At 61.9% G+C, this 20,440-nt stretch carries 19 protein-coding genes and 1 pseudogene; 5 read left to right on the top strand and 15 right to left on the bottom strand.

What is annotated here, in order from left to right:
• From ACTJKL_RS26435 to ACTJKL_RS26410, 6 genes and pseudogenes are all read right to left on the bottom strand, one after another.
• Positions 1 to 230, bottom strand: a pseudogene (locus tag ACTJKL_RS26435) (IS110 family transposase); the annotation flags it as partial.
• Between the two features lie 378 nt (positions 231 to 608).
• Positions 609 to 1,478, bottom strand: coding sequence for a cytochrome c1 (locus ACTJKL_RS26430; protein ID WP_440854200.1), 870 nt, complete (start codon positions 1,476 to 1,478; stop codon positions 609 to 611).
• Positions 1,479 to 1,510: 32 nt separating this feature from the next.
• Positions 1,511 to 2,791: a cytochrome b gene (locus tag ACTJKL_RS26425; protein WP_275602508.1), complete on the bottom strand. Its 1,281-nt coding sequence runs from the start codon at positions 2,789 to 2,791 to the stop codon at positions 1,511 to 1,513.
• Positions 2,792 to 2,805: 14 nt separating this feature from the next.
• Positions 2,806 to 3,384, bottom strand: coding sequence for a ubiquinol-cytochrome c reductase iron-sulfur subunit (gene petA, locus ACTJKL_RS26420; RefSeq protein ID WP_275597835.1), 579 nt, complete (start codon positions 3,382 to 3,384; stop codon positions 2,806 to 2,808).
• A gap of 314 nt (positions 3,385 to 3,698) precedes the next feature.
• The gene (locus ACTJKL_RS26415; protein ID WP_440854202.1) at positions 3,699 to 5,564 is read right to left on the bottom strand and encodes an ABC transporter ATP-binding protein; all 1,866 of its coding nucleotides are present in this window, start codon (positions 5,562 to 5,564) and stop codon (positions 3,699 to 3,701) included.
• A 116-nt stretch (positions 5,565 to 5,680) separates the two neighbouring features.
• Positions 5,681 to 7,534 (bottom strand): ABC transporter ATP-binding protein, encoded by a 1,854-nt coding sequence (locus tag ACTJKL_RS26410; RefSeq protein WP_411934185.1) that lies wholly within the window; start codon positions 7,532 to 7,534, stop codon positions 5,681 to 5,683.
• Between the two features lie 479 nt (positions 7,535 to 8,013).
• On the opposite strand from ACTJKL_RS26410, the gene ACTJKL_RS26405 reads away from it, so the two are divergent.
• Positions 8,014 to 8,475 (top strand): tRNA (cytidine(34)-2'-O)-methyltransferase, encoded by a 462-nt coding sequence (locus tag ACTJKL_RS26405; RefSeq protein ID WP_440854199.1) that lies wholly within the window; start codon positions 8,014 to 8,016, stop codon positions 8,473 to 8,475.
• 54 nt (positions 8,476 to 8,529) lie between these two features.
• Here the strand turns inward: ACTJKL_RS26405 and ACTJKL_RS26400 are convergent, their stop codons facing one another.
• Complete coding sequence (locus tag ACTJKL_RS26400; RefSeq protein ID WP_010969495.1) at positions 8,530 to 9,102, bottom strand: NADPH-dependent FMN reductase; 573 nt, start codon at positions 9,100 to 9,102, stop codon at positions 8,530 to 8,532.
• A gap of 78 nt (positions 9,103 to 9,180) precedes the next feature.
• Here ACTJKL_RS26400 and soxR point away from each other — a divergent pair, with 78 nt between their 5' ends.
• A complete protein-coding gene (soxR, locus tag ACTJKL_RS26395) occupies positions 9,181 to 9,666 on the top strand; it encodes a redox-sensitive transcriptional activator SoxR (RefSeq protein WP_100673114.1) in 486 nt (161 codons plus the stop codon).
• On the opposite strand, the gene ACTJKL_RS26390 is transcribed toward soxR, so the two are convergent.
• Both ACTJKL_RS26390 and ACTJKL_RS26385 read right to left on the bottom strand, forming a co-directional pair.
• Positions 9,626 to 10,855, bottom strand: a complete 1,230-nt coding sequence (locus ACTJKL_RS26390) for an MFS transporter (RefSeq protein WP_100673113.1) — start codon at positions 10,853 to 10,855, stop codon at positions 9,626 to 9,628. The genes soxR and ACTJKL_RS26390 overlap by 41 nt on opposite strands.
• A gap of 140 nt (positions 10,856 to 10,995) precedes the next feature.
• A complete protein-coding gene (locus ACTJKL_RS26385; protein ID WP_003534130.1) occupies positions 10,996 to 11,256 on the bottom strand; it encodes a hypothetical protein in 261 nt (86 codons plus the stop codon).
• A gap of 202 nt (positions 11,257 to 11,458) precedes the next feature.
• Here ACTJKL_RS26385 and hemF point away from each other — a divergent pair, with 202 nt between their 5' ends.
• Together hemF and ACTJKL_RS26375 are read left to right on the top strand one after the other, a co-directional pair.
• The gene (gene hemF / locus ACTJKL_RS26380; protein WP_275597833.1) at positions 11,459 to 12,370 is read left to right on the top strand and encodes an oxygen-dependent coproporphyrinogen oxidase; all 912 of its coding nucleotides are present in this window, start codon (positions 11,459 to 11,461) and stop codon (positions 12,368 to 12,370) included.
• A gap of 84 nt (positions 12,371 to 12,454) precedes the next feature.
• The gene (locus ACTJKL_RS26375) at positions 12,455 to 12,733 is read left to right on the top strand and encodes a BON domain-containing protein (RefSeq protein WP_100673112.1); all 279 of its coding nucleotides are present in this window, start codon (positions 12,455 to 12,457) and stop codon (positions 12,731 to 12,733) included.
• A gap of 68 nt (positions 12,734 to 12,801) precedes the next feature.
• Here the strand turns inward: ACTJKL_RS26375 and ACTJKL_RS26370 are convergent, their stop codons facing one another.
• The 4 genes from ACTJKL_RS26370 to ACTJKL_RS26355 all read right to left on the bottom strand — a co-directional run bounded on the left by ACTJKL_RS26370 (position 12,802) and on the right by ACTJKL_RS26355 (position 16,919).
• Positions 12,802 to 13,416: an ABC-type transport auxiliary lipoprotein family protein gene (locus tag ACTJKL_RS26370; protein WP_100673111.1), complete on the bottom strand. Its 615-nt coding sequence runs from the start codon at positions 13,414 to 13,416 to the stop codon at positions 12,802 to 12,804.
• Positions 13,417 to 13,497: 81 nt separating this feature from the next.
• Positions 13,498 to 14,868 carry an MlaD family protein gene (locus ACTJKL_RS26365; RefSeq protein ID WP_164867046.1) on the bottom strand — a complete coding sequence of 457 codons (1,371 nt, stop codon included), beginning with the start codon at positions 14,866 to 14,868 and terminating at the stop codon, positions 13,498 to 13,500.
• Between the two features lie 90 nt (positions 14,869 to 14,958).
• On the bottom strand, positions 14,959 to 15,768 hold the full coding sequence (locus ACTJKL_RS26360; protein WP_100673109.1) for an ABC transporter ATP-binding protein: 810 nt from the start codon (positions 15,766 to 15,768) through the stop codon (positions 14,959 to 14,961).
• Between the two features lie 11 nt (positions 15,769 to 15,779).
• Positions 15,780 to 16,919: an ABC transporter permease gene (locus ACTJKL_RS26355; RefSeq protein WP_100673108.1), complete on the bottom strand. Its 1,140-nt coding sequence runs from the start codon at positions 16,917 to 16,919 to the stop codon at positions 15,780 to 15,782.
• Between the two features lie 185 nt (positions 16,920 to 17,104).
• Here ACTJKL_RS26355 and dgcA point away from each other — a divergent pair, with 185 nt between their 5' ends.
• A complete protein-coding gene (gene dgcA, locus ACTJKL_RS26350; protein WP_440854198.1) occupies positions 17,105 to 18,088 on the top strand; it encodes an N-acetyl-D-Glu racemase DgcA in 984 nt (327 codons plus the stop codon).
• Here the strand turns inward: dgcA and ACTJKL_RS26345 are convergent.
• Both ACTJKL_RS26345 and ACTJKL_RS26340 read right to left on the bottom strand, forming a co-directional pair.
• Positions 18,040 to 19,263, bottom strand: coding sequence for an MFS transporter (locus ACTJKL_RS26345; protein WP_440854197.1), 1,224 nt, complete (start codon positions 19,261 to 19,263; stop codon positions 18,040 to 18,042). The genes dgcA and ACTJKL_RS26345 overlap by 49 nt on opposite strands.
• Positions 19,264 to 19,400: 137 nt before the next feature.
• A complete protein-coding gene (locus tag ACTJKL_RS26340) occupies positions 19,401 to 20,246 on the bottom strand; it encodes a UDP-2,3-diacylglucosamine diphosphatase (protein ID WP_275597831.1) in 846 nt (281 codons plus the stop codon).
• Between the last annotated feature and the right edge of the window lie 194 nt (positions 20,247 to 20,440).

The raw sequence follows: 20,440 nt of genomic DNA, 5'->3' as shown, positions 1-20,440 counted from the left end.
GGCGCGATCAATTTCACCTCATGGCCGAAGGAACGCAGCAGTCGGGCCCAATGGTGGGAACCACCACACGCTTCCAGCGCAATACTGGTCGGTGCCGCCTTCTGGAAGAATTTCACCATTTCCTTGCGCGTCAGCTTCCGGCGCAGGATCGGTTGCTCGGCGGCGTTCACTCCATGCAACTGGAAAACGCTCTTTGACGTATCCATGCCAATTCGGATAATCTGCTCCACGGACGGTCTCCCTCGATTGAGATCTTAACGACTCACTCTGGCACATTGCGATGCCGTTGGGAGCCGTCCACCCCAACAGTGCTCGTCACAGGGATCCAGCAGCGCCGCGTCTGCGGCGCGGGAAGAGTCCTCCGGGGGGAGCCGTTGCCACGGAGAGAAACCGGCTGGCACTCGCTTCAAGCGTCGCGGTCTGCCAACGGCATTGTTTGGGATCGGTGAAGGTCAAGCCGCGTGTCGTCTCCCCCCTTATGGGGGAGAATACCTGCGGCAGGCCTTCGCTTCGAATTCTGCGTTCTGCCCGCATGCCACAAAAAAGCCCCGGTAAAAAACACCGAGGCTTCCTGTCGGTCAGGCCTGCTGGCCAGCAAGCAAACCGGATCAATGTTCCTTGTTCGCGTAGACCGACTTCTTCGTCAGGTAGATTAGGCCCGTGAAGATGAGCAGGAACACCATGACCATGAAGCCGGTGCGCTTGCGATCTTCCAGATGCGGCTCGGCGGCCCACATCAGGAACGCCGAGACGTCCTTGGCATATTGGTCCACGGTCTGGGGGGCGCCGTCGTCATAGGTGACCTGGTCGTCGGAGATCGGCGGTGCCATCGCGAGTGCCGCGGCGCTGGCGAAATACGGGTTGTAATGCGTGCCTTCGGCCACTTCCACGCCCGCCGGCGGATCCTGATAGCCGGTCAGAAGCGCATGGATGTAATCCGGACCGCCTTCCTGGTAGGGCCAGAACATGTCGAAGACGAATTGCGGGAAACCGCGTTCGATGCCGCGTGCCTTCGCGATCAGCGAAAAGTCCGGCGGTGCCGCGCCGTTGTTCGAAGCAGCCGCCGCTTCCTTGTTCGGGAAGGGTGACGGGAAGTGGTCGGACGGAACGGCCTTGCGCGTGAACATCTCGCCATCCGCGTTCGGACCGTCCTCGACTTCGTAATTCGCAGCGAAGGCCTTCACCTGCGCTTCGGAGTAACCGAGGTCCTCGAGCGTCCGGAAGGACACGAGGTCCATCGAGTGGCAGGCCGAACAGACCTCGGTGTAGACCTTCAGGCCACGCTGCAGCTGCCCCTTGTCGTAGTGGCCGAACAGCCCAGCAAAAGTCCAGTCCTGCTGTTCCGGCTTGTGGATCGGGTAGTGGGGCGTGCCCCCGGCGTGCTCCTCGCCGCCTGCTTCATCCTGCGCGACAGCCGCTCCAAACCCGAGACCGGCGACGACAGCAAGTGACAGAATGCCTGTAACAAGCTTTTTCATTGTTGTGGATTCCTTATCGATCGCTGTTCCGGTCAGGCGCGTGCGGGCTTCAACTGCGCCTTGGCATTCTGTTTTTCCAGCACCGCTTCGGTGATGGAGTTAGGAATGCGCTTCGGCGTCTCGATCAGACCGAGGATCGGCATGATGACGAGGAAGAAGGCGAAGTAATACAACGTGCCGAGCTGCGACATCACGACATAGAGGCCTTCCGCCGGGCGCGAACCCAGCCAGCCGAGCATGATGCAGTTAGCAACGAAGATCCAGAAGCACAGCTTGTACCAGGGGCGGTAGACAGCCGAGCGGACCTTCGACGTGTCGAGCCAGGGCAGGAAGAACAGGATGAGGATCGAGCCGAACATCACCAGAACGCCGCCAAGCTTGGAGTCGATCGGGCCGACGTTGAAGGTGATGGCGCGCAGCATCGCGTAGAACGGCAGGTAGTACCATTCCGGAACGATATGAGCAGGAGTCTTCAGCGCGTCCGCCGGAATATAGTTGTCCGGGTGTCCGAGGAAGTTCGGCATGTAGAAGACGAACCAGGCATAGACGATCAGGAAAACCGATACACCGAGCGCATCCTTCAGCGTCGCATAGGGCGTGAAGGGCACGGTGTCGGACTTGGACTTGACCTCCACCCCGGTCGGGTTGGTCTGGCCGGTGACATGCAGCGCCCAGATGTGCAGCACGACGACGCCTGCGATCATGAACGGCAGAAGGTAATGCAGCGAGAAAAAGCGGTTGAGCGTCGGCTGGTCGACGGCGAAGCCGCCGAGCAGGAACTGCTGGATCCACTCGCCCACCAGCGGGAAGGCCGAGAAGAAGCCGGTGATGACGGTTGCCCCCCAGAAGGACATCTGCCCCCAGGGCAGCACGTAGCCCATGAAGCCGGTCGCCATCATCAGGAGATAGATGACCACGCCGAGGATCCAGAGGATCTCTCGCGGCGCCTTGTAGGAGCCGTAATAGAGGCCGCGGGCGATATGCAGGTAGACCGCGATGAAGAAGAACGACGCACCGTTGGCGTGCAGGTAACGCAGCAGCCAACCGTGATTGACGTCGCGCATGATCTTCTCGACCGAATTGAAGGCGACGTTCGTTTCTGCGGCATAGTGCATGGCCAGGACGACGCCGGTGAGGATCTGCACGATCAGCATCACCGAAAGCATAGCACCAAAGGTGTAAGCGTAGTTCAGGTTGCGCGGAACCGGATAGGAGACGAACGAGTCGTGAACGAGCCGGGGCAGCGGAAGACGGGAGTCAACCCACTTCTCGATGCCCGTCGTTGGCGTGTAGGTTGAATGATCAGCACTCATTATCAGTAGTCCCCTCAACCGATCTTGATGACTGTGTCGGAAACGAACGAGAAGGTCGGCACGGCGAGGTTTTCCGGTGCCGGGCCTTTGCGGATACGGCCGGCCGTGTCGTAGTGCGAGCCGTGGCAGGGACAGAACCAGCCGCCGAAATCGCCCGCCTGACCGAGCGGAACGCAACCGAGGTGGGTGCAGACCCCCACCATGATGATCCAGTTTTCCTTGCCCTCGCCGGCGGAACGATCGAGATCGTTTGCCTCGGCATCGGACGGAAGGTTGGCGTTGCGCGCCACCGGATCCTTCAATTCTTCGAGTGCTACGGCCTTGGCCTCTTCCACTTCCTTATCGGTGCGGTTGCGGATGAAGACCGGCCTGCCGCGCCACTTCGCCGTCAGCGACATGCCCGGCTGCAAGCTCGAAACGTCGACTTCGATCGAAGCAAGCGCCAGCGTGGATGCGTCCGGACGCATTTGGTCGATGAACGGCCATGCCGCCGCACCGGCCCCGACAACGCCGGCCATACCGGTAGCCAGATATAGGAAATCGCGGCGAGTGGGCTCGCCCATGGTCTCGCTTGAAGTCTCGTGTTCGCTCACGGCTAAAACATCCTCTCACGCAAATGTTGCGGAAACCGCATCCGCCCCCGGCGCGCTTCCTGCCCCGTCCCGAGTCTGGAACCACGCCCCGTCAAACGCTGACACCCCATCCGGCCCCTTGAGGCAAGCCACGGATCGGATGTCAGAATCCGGGAAAAATTCTGCACGCAGATTCCCCATCAATCCGGCGCGTTCTATGCCTGATCGCAGATTATGTCCAGCCTTGACAAGGGGCCGCGGGCAGATTGTCGCGGGGAAAGGCGCGACCAATTGGCACAAGGACTTGACGCGTTATAGCCGCGCCGCGGAGCGCCCTATTCCGCGGCCTCTTCGCGCGCGATGAAACCGCCCGACTGGCGCGACCAGAGATCGGCGTAGAGACCGCCATTGGCGATGAGTTCGGCATGAGTGCCGTCCTCGACGATTTGGCCCCTGTCCATGACGACGAGCCGGTCGAGCGCGGCGATCGTCGATAGCCGATGCGCGATGGCCAGCACCGTCTTGCCCTGCATCAGCCGTTCCAGATTGGACTGAATCGCCGCTTCCACTTCCGAATCGAGCGCCGAAGTCGCCTCGTCCAGCACGAGAATCGGCGCATCCTTGAGCATGACCCGGGCAATTGCGATACGTTGGCGCTGGCCGCCGGAAAGTTTGACGCCGCGCTCACCCACATGTGCATCGAACCCTCTGCGGCCGCGCTGATCCTGCAGACCGACGATGAAGTCATGGGCTTCCGCCCTGCGCGCCGCCTCGACCAATTGCTCCTCGCCCGCCCCCGGTCGCCCGAAGAGGATATTGTCGCGGATCGACCGGTGCAAAAGAGACGTGTCCTGGCTGACCATGCCGATCTGGCTGCGCAGCGATTCCTGCCGGACGGCAGCGACGTCCTGTCCGTCGATGAGGATCCGCCCTCCTTCGAGATCGTAGAATCGCAACAGCAGATTGACGAGGGTCGACTTGCCGGCACCCGAACGGCCGACGATGCCGACTTTCTCCCCCGGTCGGATGGTGAGCGAAAAGTCGTCGATGACCCCTCCGCCCCTGCCGTAGTGAAACGTCACATGTTCGAAGCGGATTTCCGGACGGCTGACCCGCAGTTCCGGTGCGCCCGGCCGGTCGGTCAGCCCGATTGGCTGCGATACCAGCTCCGCCGAATTCTGAATCGTGCCGATATTGCGCATGATCGCATTGAATTGCGACATCATCCGCCCGAGCAGCATGTTGAGGCGCAGGACCAGCGCCAGGGTGAACGCGACGGCGCCGGAACTGACCGCGCCCGCCAACCACAAGTGAACGGCGTAGACCGCGATCGCCGCGATCATCATGCCGGACAAAAGCGCGAGCGATGCCCTCACCCCCGTCAGGAGGCGCGTGAAAGGGATGACTGCTCCCTGGAAGCGGTGGAACCCACCCCGAATATAACGGTCGTTCTCTTCGTCACTGCCGAACAGCTTCAGCGTCTGAATGTTCGCATAGGCATCGACCATGCGGCCGTTCAGCATCGACGCCATCTCCGCCGTGTCGCGGGCATGCTTGCGCACGCGCGGGACGAAATAGCGGGCGAGCACCAGGAAGATCACGATCCAGAAGGCGACCATCGCCGCCAACCGCCAGTCCAACTGGGCGATCAGCGCCATGGTCGAGGCCGTGTAGATGACGATGAACCAAACCACCTGCAACAGCGAAACGATCAGGTCGCTCGTCGCCTGTGCGCCGCTCCAGACCTTGGTGACGATACGCCCGGAAAAGTCGTTCTGAAAGAAGGAGAGCGACTGGCGCGCGACATGGACATAGGATTGCCAGCGCACCAGGTTCAGGAAGCCGGTGATGATCGACTGCTCCTCCACCAGCGCGGCAAGCGTCACCGCAAGGAAGCGGAACACCAGGACCGTCAGCAGCATGAAGAGCAGTTCCGGTCCGTTGGTCGAGATCAACCCGTGCCAGCCGTCCTCCGGTCGGATCGTGTCGAGCACATCGACAAGCCGACCGACGAAATAGAACAGGCCGGCTTCCAGCATCGCCACCAGACCGCCGAGCACGGCCATGGCGAGGAAAGGACCTTTCGCCTGGCTGGCGTAAAACCAGGCATAACCCAAGAGCGACCGCGGCGGCTGCAGCCGCTCGCGCGGCGCAAAGGGGTCGATCCAGTTTTCGAAAATCTTGACGATGGCGCGCAGCATCGTTCCGATATAGGCGGTTCTGAAATCCGGGCAATCCGTTTTCGCTTCCGCGCCCATTACGATTGCGTAACGCCGGCCGCTGAACGCGCAGCCGGCAGTGTCCCGGAGGCGGCGGATTACTCCGCCGCCTCCTCCTTTTCGACCTCGTCGGCGATGAAGCCGCCGGACTGGCGCGACCAGAGATCGGCATAAATGCCGCGCCTGGCGACGAGTTCGCCGTGAGAACCGGTTTCGACGATCCGGCCGGCTTCGAGGATGACCAGGCGATCCATCTCCGTCAGCGTGGATAGGCGATGCGCGATGGCGATCACCGTCTTGCCGGACATCAGTGCGAAGAGATTTTCCTGAATAGCCGCCTCCACCTCCGAGTCGAGCGCAGACGTCGCTTCGTCGAGGATGAGGATCGGTGCGTCCTTCAGGAAAACGCGGGCAATCGCAATCCTTTGCCGCTGGCCGCCCGAAAGCTTGACCCCGCGTTCGCCGACCTGAGCGTCGAGCCCTCGCCTGCCCAGATTGTCCTCGAGCGTCTGGATGAAGTCCCAGGCATTCGCTTTCTTCGCCGCGGCGATGATGTCGTCGTCGCTTGCCTGCGGATGCCCATAGGCGATGTTGTCGCGAATGGAGCGATGCAGGAGCGACGTGTCCTGCGTCACGACGCCGATCTGGGAACGCAGGCTGTCCTGGGTGACGGTCGAGATGTCCACGCCGTCGATCCGGATCGCGCCGGATTCCAGATCGTAGAAGCGCAGAAGCAGGTTCATCAAGGTCGTCTTGCCGGCGCCGGAGCGGCCGACCAGCCCGATCTTCTCCCCGGGCCGGATATCGAGTGATAGCCGGTCTATGACGCCCTTGGCCTTGCCGTAATGGAAGCGGATGTCTTCGAAGCTGATCGCACCCTGGTCCGCCTTGAGCGTCACGGCAGCCGGCTTGTCGACGATGTCGTGCGCCTTGGTCATCATGCCCATGCCGTCATAGACAGTGCCGATATTCTCGAACAGCGCCGACACTTCCCACATGATCCATTGCGACATGCCGTTGACGCGCATGGCAAGACCGATCGCAACCGCGATCGCGCCGATCGAGATTCCGCTCGTCAGCCACAGATAGATTCCGAGAGCGCCGACGGAAAAAAGGGCGATACAGTTGTTTGCGTAGACGAATATGTGGAAGAGCGTGACCTTCCGCATCTGCCGGTACACGGTGCTCAGGAATTCGTCCATGCCCGCGCGGGCGTATGTCTCCTCCCGCCCGGCATGGGAGAAAAGCTTGACGGTCCCGATGTTGGTGTAGCTGTCGACGATGCGTCCGGTCATCATCGAGCGCGCGTCGGCCTGTTCCTTGGAGATCTTCTGCAGCCGCGGAACGAAATAGGTGACGATCACGATATAGATGACGAGCCACAGCCCGAGCGGCATCACGAGGCGCCAATCCGCAGCTGCCACGACGATCAGCATCGTCGCGAAATAACTCACCACATAGACGAAGACGTCGAGGATCTTCATCACCGTTTCGCGGACCGCGAGCGACGTCTGCATGACCTTCGTCGCCACGCGCCCGGCAAACTCGTTGGCGAAGAACGTCATGCTCTGCCTGAGCAGATAGCGATGCATCTGCCACCGCGCGATCATCGGATAATTGCCGAGCAACACCTGATGCATCACGAAGGAGTCGAGGGCGACCAGCCCCGGCAGACCGATAAGAATGAGGGCTGCCATCCAGGCGAGCCTGCCGCCTTCGGTCGCAAGAAAGGTTTCGCGGTCGGCGGTGGACAGCCAATCGACCACATTGCCCAGGAACTGGAACAAGGCCACTTCGCCGATCGCGATCAGCATGGTGCAGATCGACATGATCAAGAGCCACGGAGCCGCGGGCCTGGTATAGTGCCAGCAAAAGGCAAAGAGACCCTTTGGCGGAAGCTTCGGCTCCTCCGTCGGATAAGGATCGAGGCGGGATTCAAACCAGCCGAACATTGTCTAGCCCCTTCAGATAGCTTGAAGGAAAGCGGGTCGCCCCGCATTCTTTATCTTGAAAAATACAACCCGGAAATGACGCCCGCGAGCGGAGCATGACCCCGGATGAACCGGAGCGCGCATCGCTCGATCGAAAAAAGCAGAGGCGCGGAACCGGTCAGGCCAGGAAAGGCCGTGTTACTCGTGGGAGGCGCGTCAACATCAGAACAGTCATGCATGCCTCCTTCGGTTCGCGTTGAAGAGGACAGAGCTTTAACCTTATTCGTGCTGCCATGCCAGATTGTCGCAGGCATTTTCTTGACCAATTTTTCGCCGGCCGTTGGTCTGTTGCCAATACGGCACAAGTTAGCGGCGGCAAAAGAAGCGGCCCCGAATGAATCGTCTCGGAGTACACCCGACCATGGATCGCGAGGCCGATCGGTGGCATAGGAACCGTCATCAATCACTCCCACGCTCCAATCTATTCTATCGACAAGCGCATGAACGACCTCCGCATCGCCCTTTACCAGCCTGATATTCCAGGCAATACCGGAACGATCCTGCGGCTCGCCGCCTGCCTCGGTCTTTCGGTCAACATCATCGAGCCTGCCGGTTTCGATCTTTCGGACCGCAATCTCAAGCGTGCGGGAATGGACTATATCGCGGCGGTGACCATGACTCGGCACGTCAGCTGGGAGCGTTTCGAAACATGGCGGTCGAGCACCGGCAGACGCCTCGTGCTCGCCTCCACCAAGGCGGCCGCCCCCTACACGCGCTTCAGCTTCCGGCCGGATGACGTCCTTCTCTTCGGCAGGGAAAGCGCCGGGGTTCCCGATCACGTCCACGAACGGGCCGAAGCGCGCATCCTCATACCGATGGCGCCCGGCCAGCGTTCGCTCAACATCGCCATGGCAACCGCCATGATCGCCGGAGAAGCGCTGCGGCAGACCGGCGCCTTCTGAGCCGAAACGAGCGGCGGCCCTCAGCGGCACCCCGGTCCGGTGTCCTGACGGCGGTCATGCGGCGATCTCGTTGTAGGGCGTTGCCTTGCGGGCGTATTTCAGGGTGCGCGCCCACCAGGTCAGCCGGTCGATCATCAGGAATAGCGGCGCACGCATCTCTTCCGGTTTGTAGAGATTTCCCGCCGCATCGAACTTCGACCAGGCCTTGGCGAAGGAGATTCCGTCGCGAAGGGTCACGGCGTGCAATTCGCCGAAGACCTGCCGCAATTGTTCGACGGCCCGTATGCCGCCCGATGCGCCGCCATAGGAAACGAAGGCTACCGGCTTTGCGTGCCAAGGCTCATAGACCGCATCGATCATCTCCTTCAAGGCCGCCGGGTAGCCGTGGTTGTACTCCGGAGTGATGACGATGAATGCGTCCGCTTCGGCGACCTTCCGCTCCATCCACTCGGCTGGACCGGCGGATTTGTCGCCGCGAGCGCTTTTCATTCTGACGGGATCGATGATCGTCAGGCTGAACACGTCGGACGTCTCGAGCTCACGAATGAGCCAGCTCGCGACCGTGTCGCAGAAACGGCCCTGCCGTGCGCTGCCGTAGATCAGGGCAAGGGTCATCTTTTCAGTCATGCTATGTCGGCTCCATGTTGTCGGTTACAGGGAGCTCATGCTATAGAACCTCAGCTATAGTTGAGGTCAATAGCAGCCGTGAAAAAAGACAAACCCAATGATGTCAAGCGCGAACTGACGGTCGGCGAAGTGGCCGAACGCAGCGGCCTCGCGGTGTCGACGCTTCATTTCTACGAGACCAAGGGCCTCATCCGCAGCAATCGCAGCCGGGGCAATCAGCGGCGCTACCCGCGTTCCGTCCTGAGGCGGGTGGCCGTGATCAAGGTTGCCCAGCGTACGGGTATCCCGCTTGCCGAGATCCAGTCGGCCCTGTCGGTGCTCCCCGACGACCGGCCGCTGACGGTCGACGACTGGGGACGGCTCTCGAAGACCTGGCGGCAGCAGCTCGACGAGCGGATCGCCAAACTGACGGCGCTGCGCGATCAGCTCACAGGCTGCATTGGCTGCGGTTGCCTGTCGATGCGCGACTGTCCCTTGCGCAATCCCTGGGACGTTCTTGCCTCCGAAGGAACGGGGCCGCGCCTCATCGATCCCGCCGATGGGGCGGAGCATGAGGCCAGTTAGCCGGCTGACCCGACTGCGCAGGCCTCATACGGGAGAGCAGCGCCATGCTGGCCAACGCACCGAGGGAGCAGAGAAGCGCAAACGCCAGCGTCCACCGGTTACCCCCCTCGCCAAGCAGGAACGAAAAGAACGGCGGGGCGGCGGCGAAAGCCAGGTTGAGCGGCAGGCCGAGGCGCGCCACCACCGCCCCATATTCCGTAGAAGAAAAGAAGACGAGCGGCATCGTCGCCCGGCTGACGGACATGGCGCCGCTTGAAAGGCCATAGAGCACGAGGAAGAGAACGATCGACCATTCCGCCCCTTGCCCAAGCGCGAGCGCCAGCAGTGCCGGCGGCATGATCGCCGCGGCAACCAAGCCCGTCGTCAACCCGTCCCAGCGATTGCCGCCGAGGAAATCGAAAAGCCGCGCCGAGAGCTGGATGAACCCGATGGCCGACCCGAAGCCGACCGCCAGATAGCCGGGCACGGCAAAGCTGCGGAAAAGATCGATCATCACAAGCTGAAAACCCCAGGTAACAAAGCCGTTGAGCGCGACCGCCGCCGTGATCAGGGCAACGACGCGCCACCGGCGACGAACAGCCGGCGACGCAGATCGATTCGATTTGGCGACCCGGGGATCGGATTTTGGCGGCCCGCGCCTGGGCAAAGCAAAAAAATGCAAGGGCGCGCAGGCGAGGAGCATTACCGCGCCATAAAGGACGAATGTGCCGCGCCAACCGAGAGCCGCCTCGCAGAAAGTCGTGACCGGCCAGGCGATCGTGGGTGCGAGCGCCATGGCGAGCATCTGCGCCCCTATGGCACGACGCGCGCCCTCGCCCGCGATCTCTGTGAGGAACACCTGAGCCGAAGTCGTGAGTGCTGCCGCCCCGGCCAGACCAAGAATGCCCCAGGCCGCAAAATAGGAAACCGGACCTCCGGCGCCGGCCAGCAGCCACAGCCCCGGAGCCGCGGCTGCCGAACCGAAAGCGAGCACGAGCCGCGCCCCGTAGCGCGCGTAGACCGGCGCAAGCAGCGGTGAGCAGAAGGCCATCGCGACCAGCATGACGGTCGGGCCGAGATAGATGGCCGAAGGCCTCAGGAGAAGATCGTCCGCCATTCCGTCCGCCGTCACCGAGACGAACATGAACATCGCTCCCCAAGCGATGATCTGGGTGATGGAGAGCACGATGATGGAACGGAGAACGGGCATCGGGGCAGGTTCGGGAATACGCGCAATGGCGAGAGGGAGACACAAACTGGTTTATCGCGCCGCCATGATCTTGGCCACGCTATTATCGATGGACAAAGATGCATCTTGCCTGTCGGTATGAACGGTGGGATCGGGGGCAATCAGTCTGCGCTCGGGAGACGGCGCATCGTGAACTCGATCTCGCCGCCTTCGAGCTGGCGCCAGCTCTCGACTTCGGTCCAATAGGCAGCCTTTGGCCAGGTATCGAACCACTCCCGCGCCTTGGCCCGCGCGGCATCGCGCTCGAGCCGAAACGTCTCGCGCACGAAAAGCCCGTCTCTTCGTGTGGGGTGCTCCCGGCGATGCCGGGCGATCTGGCGCCGCAAGCCGTCCAGCGGCGGTCCTGGGGGTATCTTCGCCATGGGCCATACCTCTGGCGAAAAGATAGGATGAGCGCCGCATTATTGCCAGTCATTTGTCCCGATCCTGCGATGAGGCCCTGATTGCGGTAGACTGTCGCTGTCGCCGTGGCACCGTTGCCAAGCCGCTGAAAATATGGACTGTGGCGGCGACATCGAATCGGCGGTTTTCAGCAGGGAAATCCGCGAACGGAAGTGCATTCCCATGGAAAGACCGCAACTGCCACAGGGCCTGCCGGCCGACATCGAAGACAAGAAAGCAGCGGCGAAGGCTTGGTTCGAAAGCCTCCGCGACACGATCTGCGCCGCCTTCGAGGCGATCGAGGACGATTTGACAGGTCCGCTGTCGGATCGTCCGGCAGGCCGTTTCCTCGCCAAGGACTGGCTGCGCGAGGAAGGTGCCGGTGGCGGCGGTCGCATGTCCATGATGGAAGGGCGCGTCTTCGAGAAAGTGGGGGTTCACACCTCCACCGTCTTCGGCGAGTTCTCGCCGGAGTTCCGCGACCAAATTCCCGGCGCGAGCGAAGATCCGCGCTTCTGGGCATCCGGCATTTCGCTGATCGCCCACCCGGTCAACCCCAATGTCCCTGCCGTGCACATGAACACGCGCATGGTCGTGACCACCAGCAATTGGTTCGGCGGCGGTGCGGACCTCACGCCGGTCCTGGACCGCCGGCGCATCATGACCGATCCGGATACCGTCCTTTTTCATCGTGCCATGGAGATCGCCTGCAATAGGCACCCCGTCGCCGATCATGCAAAATTCAAGCAGTGGTGCGACGAGTATTTCTACCTGAAACACCGGAACGAACCGCGCGGCACCGGCGGGATCTTCTACGACTGGCTGCGCTCTGCGGAGGAGCTCGGCGGTTGGGACGCGGATTTCGCGTTCACGCGCGATGTCGGCAAAGCCTTCGCACTCGTCTATCCGAGAATCGTCCGGACGAATTTCCACAAGCCCTGGACCGAACAGGATAGAAACGAGCAGCTCGTGCGCCGCGGCCGGTACGTCGAGTTCAACCTGCTTTACGACCGCGGCACGATCTTCGGTCTCAGGACGGGTGGCAACGTGGAGTCGATCCTCTCCTCCCTGCCCCCACTCGTACGCTGGCCGTGAATCGCAGCTTATTCGACCATCGTTGAGGCGGCGAACAAATGCGCCGCGTCGGCGTTTCCCTCTCCAGGAGAGAAGGAGCGACGCATGGTCTTCAAGAAAAGGACATTCTTCGGCGATGACCCCGAGAGGCTGCCTGCCGAAGATCCCGCCGAACTCGAGCGCCGGGTCGCTCATTGTCTTGCGGTCGCGCCGGGCCTCGACGCCATAGAGGTCACGGTGACGGGCTCGGGCAGTACGATCCTGCTCGCCGGTACGGTGGCGACCGAAGAGGAGATCGCCCGCGCCGAGGAGGCGGCCCTATCGGTCGAAGGCGTCGCCGAAGTCGTCAATCGCATCGAACGCGCGAAGGCGGGGCGCGGGTGAGCGGCCCCTCACCTGCACAAATGCGGCTGATCTCAGATCAGAAATAATCATCAGAGAGACGGCTTCCCTCAGATGGAGCTGAGCGTCCAGCCGACGATGTCGGCCGCGACCCTGGCGAAAGCGGCGTCGAGTGCGGTGACGAAGGCGGGATTGCCGGCGCCACGCACGGGCACGACGGCGCGGAAGGCCTGCTGTTTGCGGACGGTACCGTTCCGGTCGTCCAGTAGCTTGGCGAATATCTCGACGACCGCCGTTGCCGGTCCATCGGTGGATATTTCGAAGGCTCTGAGCTCGGTTATCAATTGATAATCGATGGCGAGCCCTTGGCCGGGTTTACCGACGCGAATCCTGCCGGTGTTATCGAATGTCTGGACGAGCCTGTCCTGCACCATACGCGGCAGACTGTCTCCCCATTGGGCCCTGGCGAGGTATTGCAGTTCCGACCTCGAAAGACGAACGACGATCTGGTCGCTGCCCAGCGTCTTCAGCGCCGTCGGTTCAGGCACGAGAAGCTGGCGGTTCGTAGCTCCCGGACGCTCCACCGCAGGAACGGACGCCAGACTGAACGTGTCGTTGGCCGCCTGGCGCGAGCCGCACCCCGCCAGCATCGCCGCCAATGCAAGAACCACCGCAGACCGGGCCCCTCTCGCGCCACGAAAACCTACCAGACCCGGAAAACCCATACGCCAAATATCCCCTAGCAACGCGGCGCCGTTCAGCTTCCCGCCCTCAACGCAACCTGCCCGCGACCGTCGATAAACGAATCACCGACGCGTGCGGCCATCATATTGCTTAACCGTTTCGCCGCCGAACAGAAGCCGCTGCGGATTTTTATCGAACTCGGAAATCGTATTCTGCAGGCTTTGAACCGTGCGACGCGTGTCGCCGACGAGCGCCTCGACGTCCCGCAGTCCCGAATTGGAGAAACGCTTGAGATTTTCGGCTATAGGGCCCAGTTGCGCATTCAGGTTCTCCGCCACCCGCCGAAAGGACTCGAGCGTTTCGCGTGCCTGCGCAGAAAGCGACGGAGCGTCCGCGTCGCCGAGGAAGCCGTCGATCTTCACCAGGATGCTGTCGACCCGGTTCGATGCCGCATTCAGCTTGTTGGACATTTGCGTGAAATCGGTGATCGTCTGATCGATGTCCCCCTGCCGGGCGGAAATCTTTTCGGCAAAGTCCGAAACCTGCGCGGCGATCTTGCGGGCGTCCGCACTCGCGGCCGTGATATCGTTGACGACCAGCCCGACCTTCTGCGCGTCGACGGCAGCCACCAGTGTATCGACCCGCTTCAACGTCTGTTGCGCGCTCTTGCCGAACTGATCGTAGGTTTCCACCGTGCGCCGGAATCCGGCGATCGCTTCCGATACCCCGCCTGAAGCATCCTTCAGATTGTTGCTCACCTGCTCGGCATTGCTGACGATGTTGTCTATCTTCTTCGGGTCGACCGACTTGATCAGCCTGTCCGCGCTCGCAAGCGTATCATCGAGCTTCTTCGATGCAGCATTGACGGAGCCGGACAGTTGTTCGACGCTTTTCAGGAACTGGTCGATCGCACCGGAATTGTCCGCCAGCGCCTTGGAAAAGCGCTCCGCGTTGCCGATGGTGGCCGTCAGCGGGCCACGCACGTCGGTGACGAAGCTCTGGATATCCGTGATCGCCGAATTCGCGCGGTCGAGGATCTGGTCCGCGGTCGCCAGCAGGCTGGTGACGCTCGACTGATCGGCAAGGATGTGCGCCTGGGTGCCGTTTTCCAGCGCGGTCTTGAGGATATTCTCGTCCCCCTTGCGACCGCCGCTGAGCTCGATATAGGCCGCTCCCGTCAGCCCCTGCACCTCGAGCGTCGCCGTTGTGGATTTCATGACCGGCGCATCGGCCGAGACTTCGGTGATCGCAATCGAATAGCGAGGATCATTGGCATCGATCGCAAGATTGCGCACGCTGCCGACGTTGATGCCGTTGAAGCGCACCGGTGAGCCCACCGACAGACCGTTGGCCGATCCGGGAATGTTGACGACGAGTTCGACCATCTGGCCGGTTCGGCCATATTGCGACATCCAATAGACGAAGCCGAAGGCCGCGGCGATGACCAGGACGGTGAAGAAGCCGACAATGGCATAATTCGCTTTAGTTTCCATCGGCATTACCTACCTTTGCGGTCCTTGCCGCCTGTTCATGTATTCTGCGAGCAGGCTTGCTGTAGCTCCCCCGCCTCCCGCATTCTCGTCTCAATCCTGCTCGCGCACGATCGCCCTTGCGCGCTTGCCCCGGAAATAAGACTTCACCCAGGGCTCGTCACAGGCGAGCATATCCTCGATGGTGCCTTCGACGAGAACGCGCTTGTTGCCGAGCACCGCGATCCGGTCACAGACCGAAAACAGGCTGTCCAGATCGTGCGTCACCATATACACGGTCAATCCAAGCGTGTCCCGCAGCTTGGCGATCAACTCGTCGAACTCCGCGGCCCCGATCGGATCGAGTCCGGATGTCGGCTCATCGAGAAAGACGAGATCGGGATCGAGCGCAAGCGCGCGCGCAAGCGCCGCGCGCTTGATCATGCCGCCGGAAAGCTCCGAGGGGTATTTCTCCGCGGCCTCCGGTGCGAGGCCGACCAGTTCGATTTTCAGGCGCGCGAGTTCGTCCATCAGGTCTTGCGGCAGATCCAGATATTCGCGCATCGGCACCTGGATGTTCTCACGCACTGTCAGGGCCGAGAAAAGCGCGCCGTGCTGGAACAGCACGCCGAGGCGCATATCGAGTGCGATGCGCTCGGCCTCGCCCATTTTGTCGTAGTCGGCGCCAAGAATTTCGATCGTGCCGGAACGCTTCGGCAGAAGCCGAAGGACCGTGCGCATCAGTACGGACTTCCCGGTACCCGAGGCGCCGACGAAGCCGAGGATTTCACCACGCAGCACTTCGAGATTGAGATTGTCGAGAACGACATGGTCTCCGAAGCCGACGGTCAGATCGCGCACGGAGAGAACCGCCTCTCGCTTCTCCCCCGCATCCGCTTGCTTTTCGATGACCGCTTGAACCATGTTCGCCTACCTCAGAAATCGATTGCCGCGTAGAACATGGCGAACAATCCGTCGATCAGAATCACGACGAATATCGATTTGACGACGGAGGAGGTCACACGCCGCCCGAGCGACTCGGCGCTGCCGCCGACCTTCAGTCCCTCGACTGCGGCAACGACGCCGATGATCAGGGCCATGAAGGGGGCCTTGATCATACCGGCCGCGACCGAGGAGAAATCGACAGCTTCCTGCAGCCGCGCCAAAAAGGTCGGGATCGTGATGTCGGAATAGGCCCATGCCACCATGGCGGCGCCGGCAAGGGCGGCGAAGTTCGCAATGATCGTCAGGAGCGGCAAGACAATCGTCAGCGCCACGAGACGCGGAAAGACGAGAACGCCGACCGGACTCAAGCCCATGACCTTGAGCGCGTCGACCTCTTCGCGCATCTTCATGGAGCCGATCTCGGCGGTAATCGCGCTGCCCGACCGACCGGCGATCATGATCGCGGTCAGCAACACGCCGATCTCGCGCAATTGCAGGATGCCGACGAGATCGACGACGAAAATTTCCGCTCCGAAAGAGCGGAGCTGGAACGCTCCCTGTTGCGCGATGATGGCTCCGATCAGGAACGACATCAGGGTGATGATCGGCGTCGCCATCACGCCCATCCGGTCGATCTGATGGACGATCGCAGCAGGCGAAACGCCCGCGTGACGCCCGAGCTTCATCTGCGCACCGCGTACCGCAGACCCCAGAATGTACATGGCCGCGACCGTGTCGGTCCAGATGGAGACCGTCAGCTCACCCACGGGCGTAAACAGCCGCTGAAAAAGCGGCATCCTGGTCCCACTCTCTTCCGGGCTGCGCAGTTGCTTCGGCAGTGCGCGGACCAGTTCGGCATAACGCTCGCCGCCCGTGAACCGAACGTCGTCGGCTGTCCCGTGCATGAAGCGGCGAATGATCCATGCACCGGCCGTGTCCATTGCGGTGATGCCGGAGAAGTCAAACTCGCTCTGCCCATCGGAGGGCTTTTCAAGCCGCTTCAGCTTGGCGGCCATCTCCTCCGCGGTCTCGTGCCGCCAGTCGCCGCTGAACACATAGCGCCGACCGTTTCCGGCGGCGCCCTCATCGACGACGACGTCGGCAGCGGTCTCTGTTTGGGCACGCGTCACGTGATATCGGTCTTTCAGTTCGTTCTCCGCATAGTCTCTTAAACCAGAATCGATTTGATGACAAAATCATGCGGGAATTCAAAGTCGTACAGTGCCCTTGGTGCGACAGAAATGACACAATGGGCCGGAAGCTTCGCGAAAGTCCGCCGTCCGCGGTCCGGAGCGTATGAAGTCAAGGGGTCCCTATGCCGATTTCTCTTACAGCCACCGTTGAACACTTCCCGATCGCCGGGGCTTTCACCATTTCACGTGGCTCGAAAACCACGGCAAGCGTCGTCACCTGCCGCGTCACCGACGGCGAGCTATCGGGTTGGGGCGAGTGCGTTCCCTATGCGCGCTACGGCGAATCGGTCGAGTCGGTGCTGAGCGCCATCGAGACCGTACGACAGCTCATCGAAGAGGGTATGACACGCACGGACCTGCAGAAGGCGATGAAGGCCGGCGCCGCTCGAAACGCGGTCGACTGCGCCCTATGGGATCTCGAGGCAAAGCGCAGTGGAAGCTCCGCTGCGGCGCTCGCCGGAATAGCCGGGCCGACGCCTTTGACCACCGCCTACACCTTATCGCTCGGCGAACCGGATGAGATGAGGGCCCAGGCCGAGAAACACGCCCATCGGGCGGTTCTCAAGGTGAAAGTCGGAACGGAAGACGACACGGCGCGCATTCGCGCCGTCAGGAGCGGCGCGCCGGCGAGCCGCATCATTCTCGACGCCAATGAGGGATGGACGGCAGCCAACCTTACGGCCCATTTCACCGCCTGCGCCGAGAACGGCATCAGCCTCATCGAACAGCCGCTGCCGGCCGGCCGCGACGAGATACTCGCCTCCCTGCCCCGCCCCGTACCCGTCTGCGCCGACGAAAGCGTGCATGCCACGGAGGACCTCGAAAGGCTCGTCGGCCGCTACGATGCGGTCAACATCAAGCTCGACAAGACCGGAGGGCTGACCGAGGCCCTGCGCCTGCGCGCCGCGGCCGAAGCCCTCGGCCTGAAGATCATGGTCGGCTGCATGGTCGGCAGTTCGCTCGCCATGGCGCCGGCGGTGCTTGTCGCGCAGGGCGCGGATTTCGTGGATCTCGACGGACCGCTGCTGCTCTCGAAAGACCGCACGCCGGGCCTTCGCTACGAGGCCTCGCTCGTCTTTCCGCCGGAAGCCAGCCTCTGGGGCTGAAGATACCAGCCGAGGAAAGTGAAAAGGCAGCCGGAAAGCGCGACCACCGACATGGAGTAGAAGCCGTCGACGCCGAACCAGGCGTAGAAATAGCCCGACAGAATGGTGAAGATCGCCGTGAAGATGCCGGTGTAGAAAAAGTAAAGCCCCTGCGCCGACGCCTCCTGCTCCTCCGCGACACGCTCGACCAGCTTGTGCTGCATGCCCGTATGCATGATCGCATAGGTGAAGGCGTGGAAGCACTGCAGAACGAAATAGCCCGAGAAGCCGAGATCCATCGGAAAAATCAGCCAGCGCACGACCGCGAGCAGGCAGCCGGAGAAAATCATCGTCCAGACGCTGAACCGGCGGACGATCGCCCTGGCAAGGAAGAACATCAGCACTTCCGCTGCGACGCCGGCACTCCAGAGAATGCCGATCTGCGTGCCGCTGTAGCCTATATGCTGCCAGTAGATGGCAGAGAAGGCGAAGAGCATCGCATGGCTGCTGTTGACCAGCGTCACGCCGACCAAAAGCAGTTGCAGGTCCGCCTGGCGCAGCGATTGCGGCGGCGGCTCGGTGATTGCGGTAATCGGTGATGGCCTGCGCGGACGGCCGACACGCGGCGCGGCCACCGCCAACAGTATGGTGAGCGCGAAGCCTGCCGCCATTGCGGGCAGGACCATCTGCCCGCCGACGACTCCGATCAGCCAGCCACCCAGCATCGTCGCCCCGATAAAGGCGACCGATCCCCAGACACGCATCTGCGCATAGTCGAATCCCCAGCGCCGCACGCCCGAAAGGGCTATCGCCTCAACGATCGGCACATAGGGCGAATAAACCGCCGATTGCAGCGTGTAGATGACGAGCACCGGCCAGAAGCTCTGCGCATAGAAAAGAACGATTGCCCCGGCGAAGGACAGGATGCCCGACCAGATCAGGACGATCGCCCGCTCCCCGATTCGGTCTGCGAGAACGCCCGCCAGCGGTGCGGTGATCACCCGGACGAACATCGGAACTGCAAGCACGATGCCGATTTCGAAGTCGCTGAGCGACAGGCTGCTCAGCCAGACAGGAAAGTACGGCATCGCGAAACCGTTGACGAACAGCGGCGCTGAGAAGAGAAGCGCGATGCGGAGTGCGAAATGGCGCGGCGGGGGCCCCGCGACGAATGCGGGAGCAGATGACGGAATCATGGAGGGACCTGATGGCTGTGGGCCACCATTAACACAACCGCGCGTGTGTTTGCCATCGGCTCGTCGTCACCGCGGACGCTTGTCCACCGGAACGATAGTCAGACCCTTCCGCGGCTTTTCCTTGCCCCGCAAATCACTCAGGCGGCCTGCGGTGCAAGCCGCCTGACGGGCATTGTCTCGGCCTCGCCGGCTCGCTGCCCAGCGGCGCTGTCGCCGCGCATCTGGTGCCAGGTGATGAGCTCCATCGTGCCGTCGTGATGCTCGGCGATTGCCGTGCAGCTCTCCACCCAGTCGCCCGTGTTGATGTACCTGATGCCGTCGATGTCTTCGATGACCGCATGATGGATGTGGCCGCAGATCACCCCTTGCGCGTCGTGACGACGGGCTTCCTCGGTCACGACTTTCTGGAACTCGCCGATGAAGTTCACCGCGTGTTTGACCTGCAGCTTGGCCCAGGAGGAAAACGACCAGTAAGGCATGTCGAGACGACGACGTATGGCCGCAAGGCCAATATTGATGGCGATTGCCATGTCGTAGGCCCAGTCGCCGAGATAGGCGAGAACGCGTGCGTTGCGCACGACCACGTCGAACTCGTCGCCGTGCAGCACGAGATAGGTCCGCCCGTCCGCACCCTTGTGGAGATAGCGTTGCGCCACTTCGATACCGCCGAAATGAACGCCCGGAAACTCCCGGAGGAACTCGTCGTGATTACCGGGGATGTAGATGATGCGCGTGCCTTTGCGTGCCTTGCGCAGAAGCTTCTGGACCACGTCGTTGCACGATTGCGGCCAGTACCAGCTGCGTTTGAGACGCCAGCCGTCCACGATATCCCCGACCAGAATGATCGTCTCCGCCTCGTGGTGCCGCAGGAAATCCAGAAGAAAGTCCGTCTTGGCCGCTTTCGAGCCCAGATGAACATCGGAAATGAAAAGCGTCCGCAGTTTCAGAACGGAATTCTGTTGGTATGCCGATGCCGCCGCCATGCCAGCCTCATCCTGGTTTAGCCGTTTCACGACCGTCAAAATCAGACTCGTGTTTCAGGAAGATGACATGGGACGCGGAGCACGCAGCAAGCGCCGCGTAGCCATGCCTGGAAAGAACCGCGTCGAAACTGTACCTGCCGGGCGATTCATGCCAAAAGGCACGACATCGATCAGCACCGGATGTGAGCGCGATT

The sequence above is a fragment of the Sinorhizobium sp. 22678 genome, from assembly GCF_052044265.1.
In the GTDB taxonomy this organism is placed as follows: domain Bacteria; phylum Pseudomonadota; class Alphaproteobacteria; order Rhizobiales; family Rhizobiaceae; genus Sinorhizobium; species Sinorhizobium meliloti_A.
Note: the sequence above shows the minus strand (reverse complement) of the source record. Positions and strands in the feature narration are given on the sequence as shown.